Annotated in this window: 5 protein-coding genes and 1 pseudogene; 1 reads left to right on the top strand and 5 read right to left on the bottom strand. The window is 57.5% G+C overall.

What is annotated here, in order from left to right:
* Positions 1–264: 264 nt before the first annotated feature.
* Positions 265–414, top strand: a pseudogene (locus tag AC0L3I_RS36490) (transposase); the annotation flags it as partial.
* An 86-nt stretch (positions 415–500) separates the two neighbouring features.
* Here the strand turns inward: AC0L3I_RS36490 and AC0L3I_RS36495 are convergent.
* From AC0L3I_RS36495 to AC0L3I_RS36515, 5 genes are read right to left on the bottom strand one after another with little or no spacing between them, the layout of a single operon-like run.
* Entirely contained in the window at positions 501–1,469 is a 969-nt protein-coding gene (locus tag AC0L3I_RS36495; protein WP_473530175.1) for an ABC transporter ATP-binding protein, read from the bottom strand.
* A 44-nt stretch (positions 1,470–1,513) separates the two neighbouring features.
* Entirely contained in the window at positions 1,514–2,503 is a 990-nt protein-coding gene (locus tag AC0L3I_RS36500) for an ABC transporter ATP-binding protein (RefSeq protein WP_473530176.1), read from the bottom strand.
* 23 nt (positions 2,504–2,526) lie between these two features.
* Positions 2,527–3,420 carry an ABC transporter permease gene (locus AC0L3I_RS36505; protein WP_473530177.1) on the bottom strand — a complete coding sequence of 298 codons (894 nt, stop codon included), beginning with the start codon at positions 3,418–3,420 and terminating at the stop codon, positions 2,527–2,529.
* 3 nt (positions 3,421–3,423) lie between these two features.
* Positions 3,424–4,362 (bottom strand): ABC transporter permease, encoded by a 939-nt coding sequence (locus AC0L3I_RS36510; protein WP_473530178.1) that lies wholly within the window; start codon positions 4,360–4,362, stop codon positions 3,424–3,426.
* A 15-nt stretch (positions 4,363–4,377) separates the two neighbouring features.
* The gene (locus AC0L3I_RS36515; RefSeq protein WP_473530179.1) at positions 4,378–5,967 is read right to left on the bottom strand and encodes an ABC transporter substrate-binding protein; all 1,590 of its coding nucleotides are present in this window, start codon (positions 5,965–5,967) and stop codon (positions 4,378–4,380) included.
* Positions 5,968–6,302 lie beyond the last annotated feature (335 nt).

Consider the following 6,302-nt stretch of genomic DNA (forward strand, 5'->3'; position numbering starts at 1 on the left):
TAGTGCAAACACCCGTTCGCGCGCCTTCAACGCATTGAACTAACAACGCTTTTAGAATCTCACTGTTGAGGTAGGGCTTGAGGAAGAGAATGCCAAGCTGAAGCGGAATGATCGAGCTGCGCCGCCTCGACTACTTGCCGGCCCCTGTCTAGCCGGGGACGATTAAGTTCGCCGTTCGCCTTGGGCGAGCGCCATAGTGTTGCGACGGTCAAGCCCGTGCGATGCGGCAAAGTCGATGTCTTCGATGCAAGCTTCGGGAAAGCGCAGCTCGCCTATGTCGAGCAGGTTCTGGTTCCCACCTTGTCGCCGGGCGACGTCGTTGTGATGGACAACCTGCCTGCCCACAAGGCGGCCGGCGTTCGAAGTGCGATCGAGCAGGCCGGCGCGAGGCTCATGTTCCTGCCGCCATACAGCCGGATTAAACAGGACGCGCTCTAACCTCAGCCTCGTCAGTTCTACGATCGAGGCCAAACCAAGGCATCGGTACTCGATGCTCGATCTCATTTAGCTAACCAATCTGTCTGCTGCTGGTTCCGGCCGATTGGAAAGTGGCATTTGAAGCTATGCTCGGCGTCGTCCCATCTCGCTGCAGGTTCGGGGAAAACCCGGCTGCAGATTTCCTGCGCGTACTGGCACCGCGTGTGGAACTCGCAGCCGGTTGGCCGTCTCAGCATGCTCGGCACCTCGCCCTTGATTTCGATGCGGTTGAGAACGGCATCGGGATCGGGCACCGGATTGGCCGAGAGCAAGGCCTGCGTATAAGGATGGCGGGGATGATCGAATATGTCTTGGGTTGAGCCAATCTCGACAATGCGACCGAGATACATGATCGCCATACGATCGGCCATGTGGCGGACTACGTTGAGGTTGTGGGTGATGATCAGGATGGCGATCCCGAGTTCATCCTGGAGGCGAGCAAGCAGATTAAGCACCTCGCCCTGGACCGACACGTCGAGCCCAGCTGTGGGCTCGTCGGCGATGATCAGGTCTGGGTTGAGTGCAAGGGCACGAGCGACGCCGACGCGCCGGGCCTGACCGCCAGAGAGCTGGTGGGGATAGCGGCGCCCAAAGTCCGCCGGCAAGCCGACCGTGCGCAACAGACGCTCCGCTTCGGCACCGGGATCGCGATTGCTCACGCCGTGTATGCGGAATGGCTCGGTGAGTAGCGACTGCACTGTCAGCCGCGGCGAGAGGGAGCCCACGGGATCCTGGAACATCATCGTCATACGGCGCAGGTAGGACTTTCGTTCGGCCGCTTTGGGGCCGATAAGTTCCGGCCCGTCGAAACGAATGCTGCCGCCAAAAGCCGGCTGAAGGCCGATGATCGTGCGCGCGATGGTGGATTTGCCAGATCCGCTTTCGCCGACGAGGGCAAGCGTCTCGCCCTTGCGAATTTCAAAGGAGACGCCGCACACAGCGTCAATGAAAGGGTCTGACGTGCCCGTTGTGAGCGCCTTCAGCGACCCCATGGTGCGGAAGCGGACGCGCAGGTCCTGGACACTCAGTAGCGCACTCATGCCGCAACCATCCCAGTTCGATCGAGTAGATGGCATCGCGCGATCTGGTCAGCAGCGACACGGTATTCGGCAGGCGTCTCATGCACGCAGCGATCGAAAGCGTGAGGACACCGCGGGTGGAAGATACATCCCTTTTTGCTCCCGAGCAGACTGGGGACCTCTCCCGGGATGGTCGGCAAATTGCGCGTCCGTTCTTTGATCCGTCCAGGGTCGCACTCAAGCAGCGCCCGAGTGTAGGGATGGCCAGGATTATGGAAGATATTGCGTACGGCTCCCTGCTCCACCACCTCACCCGCATACATAACGGCAACGCGGTCGCAGAGTTCGGCCACCACACCTAGGTGGTGGGAGACGAATAGGATGGAGCAACCGATCTCCCTTTGCAGATCCTTGAGCAAATGGATGATCTGGACTTCCAACGTTGCATCAAGCGCTGTGGTCGGCTCGTCGGCAATAAGGAGCACCGGTTTCACCAGAAGTGCCATGGCAATGCAGATGCGCTGGCGCATGCCACCAGAGAACTGATGCGGATAGTTCCGAATGCGGCTTTGCGGATCGGGAATTCCGACGCGCTTGAGCATGTCGACGGCACGATCGCGCTTTTCCCTACGGGCTCGCTGTTCGTGGTGCTGGATATCGATCATCTGGCTTTCGATTGTCCGCACCGGATTGAGTGCAGTCATTGGGTCCTGGAAGATCATGGAAATGCGATCTCCCATCAGACTACGTCGCGCCTGGGCAGTCAGTGTGAGCAGGTCACGTCTTTCAAATACGATGCTGCCGGCAGTAACCTGAGCGTTTTCTGGAAGTAGACCCATCACAGTATAGGCAAGCGTGGATTTGCCGGATCCACTCTCCCCGACGATGCCGACTATCTGTCCGGTCGGCACGTCCAGCGAAACGTTGCGCAGTGCGTGAATACGTCCGCGTGGCGAGCCGAAGTCGAGGTTGAGGTTCCGAACTTCGAGAAGCGGATGGGCGGACATTGGCGGTGTCGGATCCTCACGTCTCATAAGTCTTTCCGCAGCTTGGGATCGAATATGTCACGCAATGCTTCGCCAAGGAATGTGAAGCCCAGCGTGGCGACCACTATTGGAATGCCGCCGGCAAAGACCAGCCAGGGGGTTTGATTGATATAGCTATAGCCATCATTGAGGATAGCTCCCCAGTCGGGCGTGGGTGGCTGCACACCCATGCCGAGAAAGCTGAGACCCGCTTGGACGGCGATGACCGCGGGCACATCCATGCTCACAAGAATAACAAGCGGACCGATCACGTTTGGCAGCATGTGAACGGTGAGGATGCGCGTCATGCTGGCGCCCATGCTGCGCTCCGCGTCAATGTAATCGGAGTTGCGCAGGGCTTGCGTTTGGGTGCGCACGACACGCGCATAGATCGGCATCGATGTTATTGCGATGACCAGGATCACGCTCGACATGCTGGGGCCAAGAAGCGCGATGATGGCCAACGCAAATATGATCCCGGGAAAGGAGCGGATTGTGTCGAAGAATAGTAGCAGAAGGTTGTCGAGCCAGCGCTGCCCGAACCCTGCTATCAGGCCAAGCACGAGCCCAACGACAAGCGAACTGCCGAGCGATGCAAAGGCAACGAGAAGCGGGATGCGGCCGCCCATGATGGTACGCGAAAAAGTGTCACGGCCAAGTTGATCCGTGCCAAGAAGAAAATCTGCTGAAGGGCCCGCCAAACGAGGCCCGACCATTATGCGGATTGGGTCATGTGTGACGATGAGCGGACCAAAGATCGCGCCCGCCACCACCACCAAGACAAGCACCGCGCCAAGCATGCCCAGACGGTTTTTAAGTAGTTGCCGCAGGAATGATCTGAGGGCACCTGGATTGCGCCTTGCGGGAGCTTCTGTACCAATCGTGTCAAGGCTCGTCATGAGTCAGAGCTTTTCCCGAGCCCGCGGGTCAAGGCTTGCATTGACCAGATCGGACACCGTTGTTGAAATGACGATTAGGAAGGTGGTGACCACGACAACGCCCATCACAATTGGATAGTTGCGCGTATTCACCGCCTGCACGATCAGCGCGCCGATCCCCGGTCTTGCGAACACCACTTCGACAAACACCGCTGCCGACAGCAGCCATGCGATCCCTACGCCCAAGATGGTTACCGTTGGCAAGATCGCAAGTGGCAGTGCGTAGCGGGTAACAATGCGCCATTCCGAAATCCCGAAAGAGCGAGCCATGCGGATATGGTTCTCACCCAGCGCTTCGAGCATGGACGCGCGCACCAGTCGAGAGATGTAGCCTACCCACCCAATTCCCATTGCAAAGCTCGGCAGAATCAGGTGGACGAGCCCGTCCACAAAGCCTTCTCCCGGCCCAATTGCCGGCAACCAGCGGAGGGCAACGGCAAAGATCAGCAGCGCGTAAACTGCCATGACAAACGAAGGAATGGCGATGGTCGCGACCGCGATTACCCCAACCGCTTGATCGAGCAAGGAATTGCGCCGCATGGCAGAGTAGCACCCTAGCGGCACGGCGATAGCGGCGGCCCAAAAGATCGAGACGAGGATCAACTCAATCGTGTAGAGCAGTTGCCCAAACACGATGTCGGCGACAGGCCTCTGGCTGAACACGTCATGCCCGATATCGCCGCGAAGCAGGCCGCCGAAGAAGGTAGCGATCTGCACGATGAACGGCCTGTCGAGCCCCATCTGCTGATGCAGCTGCGCCTTCATTTCGGGGGTAGCACGCGGGCCGAGCAGAACAGCCGCTGGATCGCCCGGCAGCGACTGGATCATCAGGAACAGAAGTGTCACCGCGGTCACGATGATCGTGACCGCGAGGACCAACCTCTTACAAAGATAAAACAACATACCTCAGCCCGACGATTAATCAGAGGCCGGCTTGAAGTCGACATATAAAGGGTGGCCGTCCGGACGGGTCGCAGCCTGCACCTTAGTCGTGTGGTACACGACAGGAGTACCACCATGTGTCAGGAAACGGTAGGCGCCCGACTCCTCCAAGAGGTCCTGCATCTCGTAATAGAGCTTTGCGCGCTCGCTTGGATCCTCAATTGTGATTGCCTTGGCGTTGAGCTCGTCAAAGCGGTCACTCCTGAAGCGCTCCCAATTCCAAATGCCCACTTGGGCTTTCACGTACCAGGCCGTGTAGTAGTAAGGGTCAGGCAGACCGGCGTAGATTTGGATATAGAGTTGCAAGTCCTTCCAGCGATCGCCTCCCGATTCCTGACCGATCGTCCAGAAGGAACTAGGGTCCTGGACATTGACTTGCACAGTAATGCCAATCTGCGACAACTGGGCCTGAATCGTCTGGGCAATTATCGAAGGAATGCCACTGTTGTCGCAATCGAGGGTTAACTGCAGGTCGCTGACTCCGGCCTTTTCCAGGAACTCCTTGGCCTTGGCAAGGTCGCCTTCCGGTGGAACGAGCGCCTTCTCGCGATGTCCGATAATACCTGGCGGAATAATCCCGGTTGCCACGTTGGCCTGCCCTGCATACGCGGCGTCCAGGATCTGCGGCACATTGATGGCCCATTGAATTGCTTTGCGGACATTGATGTCCTTCAGCTTCGGGTTATCCATATTCATGCCAAGGTAGACGTAACTGAGCGAGGGATGCTCCTCAACCTTTGTATCCGGCGGTGGATTGCTTTTGAACGTCGCCAGTGAATCGAGACCGATTGTCGCGAAATCAACATCGCCGGCCTGGTAGGCGCGTTCCCTAGCCTTAGCGTCGGTAATGGGTACGATGCGGATTTCATCAAAGCCGGGCTTTGGTCCAGACCACTCGGGATTTCGGATCAACAGAGTGTATTGATTTTGCTTCCAGTCCGCGAGCACATAGGGTCCAGAGAACGCCGGCGGTTTCATGCCGAAATTGCCGCCGCCCTTGGTCGCCTTCATCACCGCTTGCTCGGAAACGATATGACCGGTGGCATAAGGGAAGGTGACGGTCCAGACCGGCACATAGGGCGTCTTGAACACGAAAACGCCCGTATGATCGTCCTCAATCTCGACATGATCGAATGAGCCTAGCTCGGACATATTAGCCGCCTTGTGCTTGATGATGCGTTCAAATGAGAACTTGACGTCCTTTGCAGTCATCTCACCATAGCCGCCGCTGAATTTGATGCCTTTCTTCAGGTGGAAGCGAATATGCGTCGGATCGATTTGCTCTATCTTTTCCGCCGCCTCCAGATCCCAGCCCCATTCCGAGCCTGGCTTAAAATGCGTAAGCTTCGAAAAGAGGCAGTTCATCACATCTATTTCGAAAGTCACGGTGTAAAAGCCAGTATCCAAAGTCGCAAGATCCGCCGGAGCGGCGACCTTGAGTACTTTGCCTTCCGCCGCCCAGATGACCTGCGAGAGAGGTATACCGGTAGCAATGATACCACCGCCCAAGGCGGCTCCTCCCTTAAGAAGAGTGCGGCGGTCGATATTCTGGATAACATCTTTCATGGTGTCCTCCCATTTCCTGTTTAATAAGCTGCTGCGAGTTCGGCCATCAGTGGATTAGAGGGGCGGCGAATTCTCTTCGAGGGCGATGATGTAAGTCAGCACCCGCGGACTGTACCACTTCTTCTTTCACACCGGCCGCAAGGTATTGATGGCGGCGAACTTCATCCATGCTTTGGTTCTTGTTAGGCGAAGACGGCACTTTTGTTAAAACGGGACACCCAGCCCGCGTTAAGTGCGCAGGGCCGGCGCCAGACGCTCACTGAGCACCGGCAAGCCCGGTCACTTCCAAACGACCGAGGCTACCCGCATGAAGTTCTCGCCCATGATTAGTTTGA

The sequence above is a fragment of the Mesorhizobium sp. WSM4840 genome (assembly GCF_055811755.1).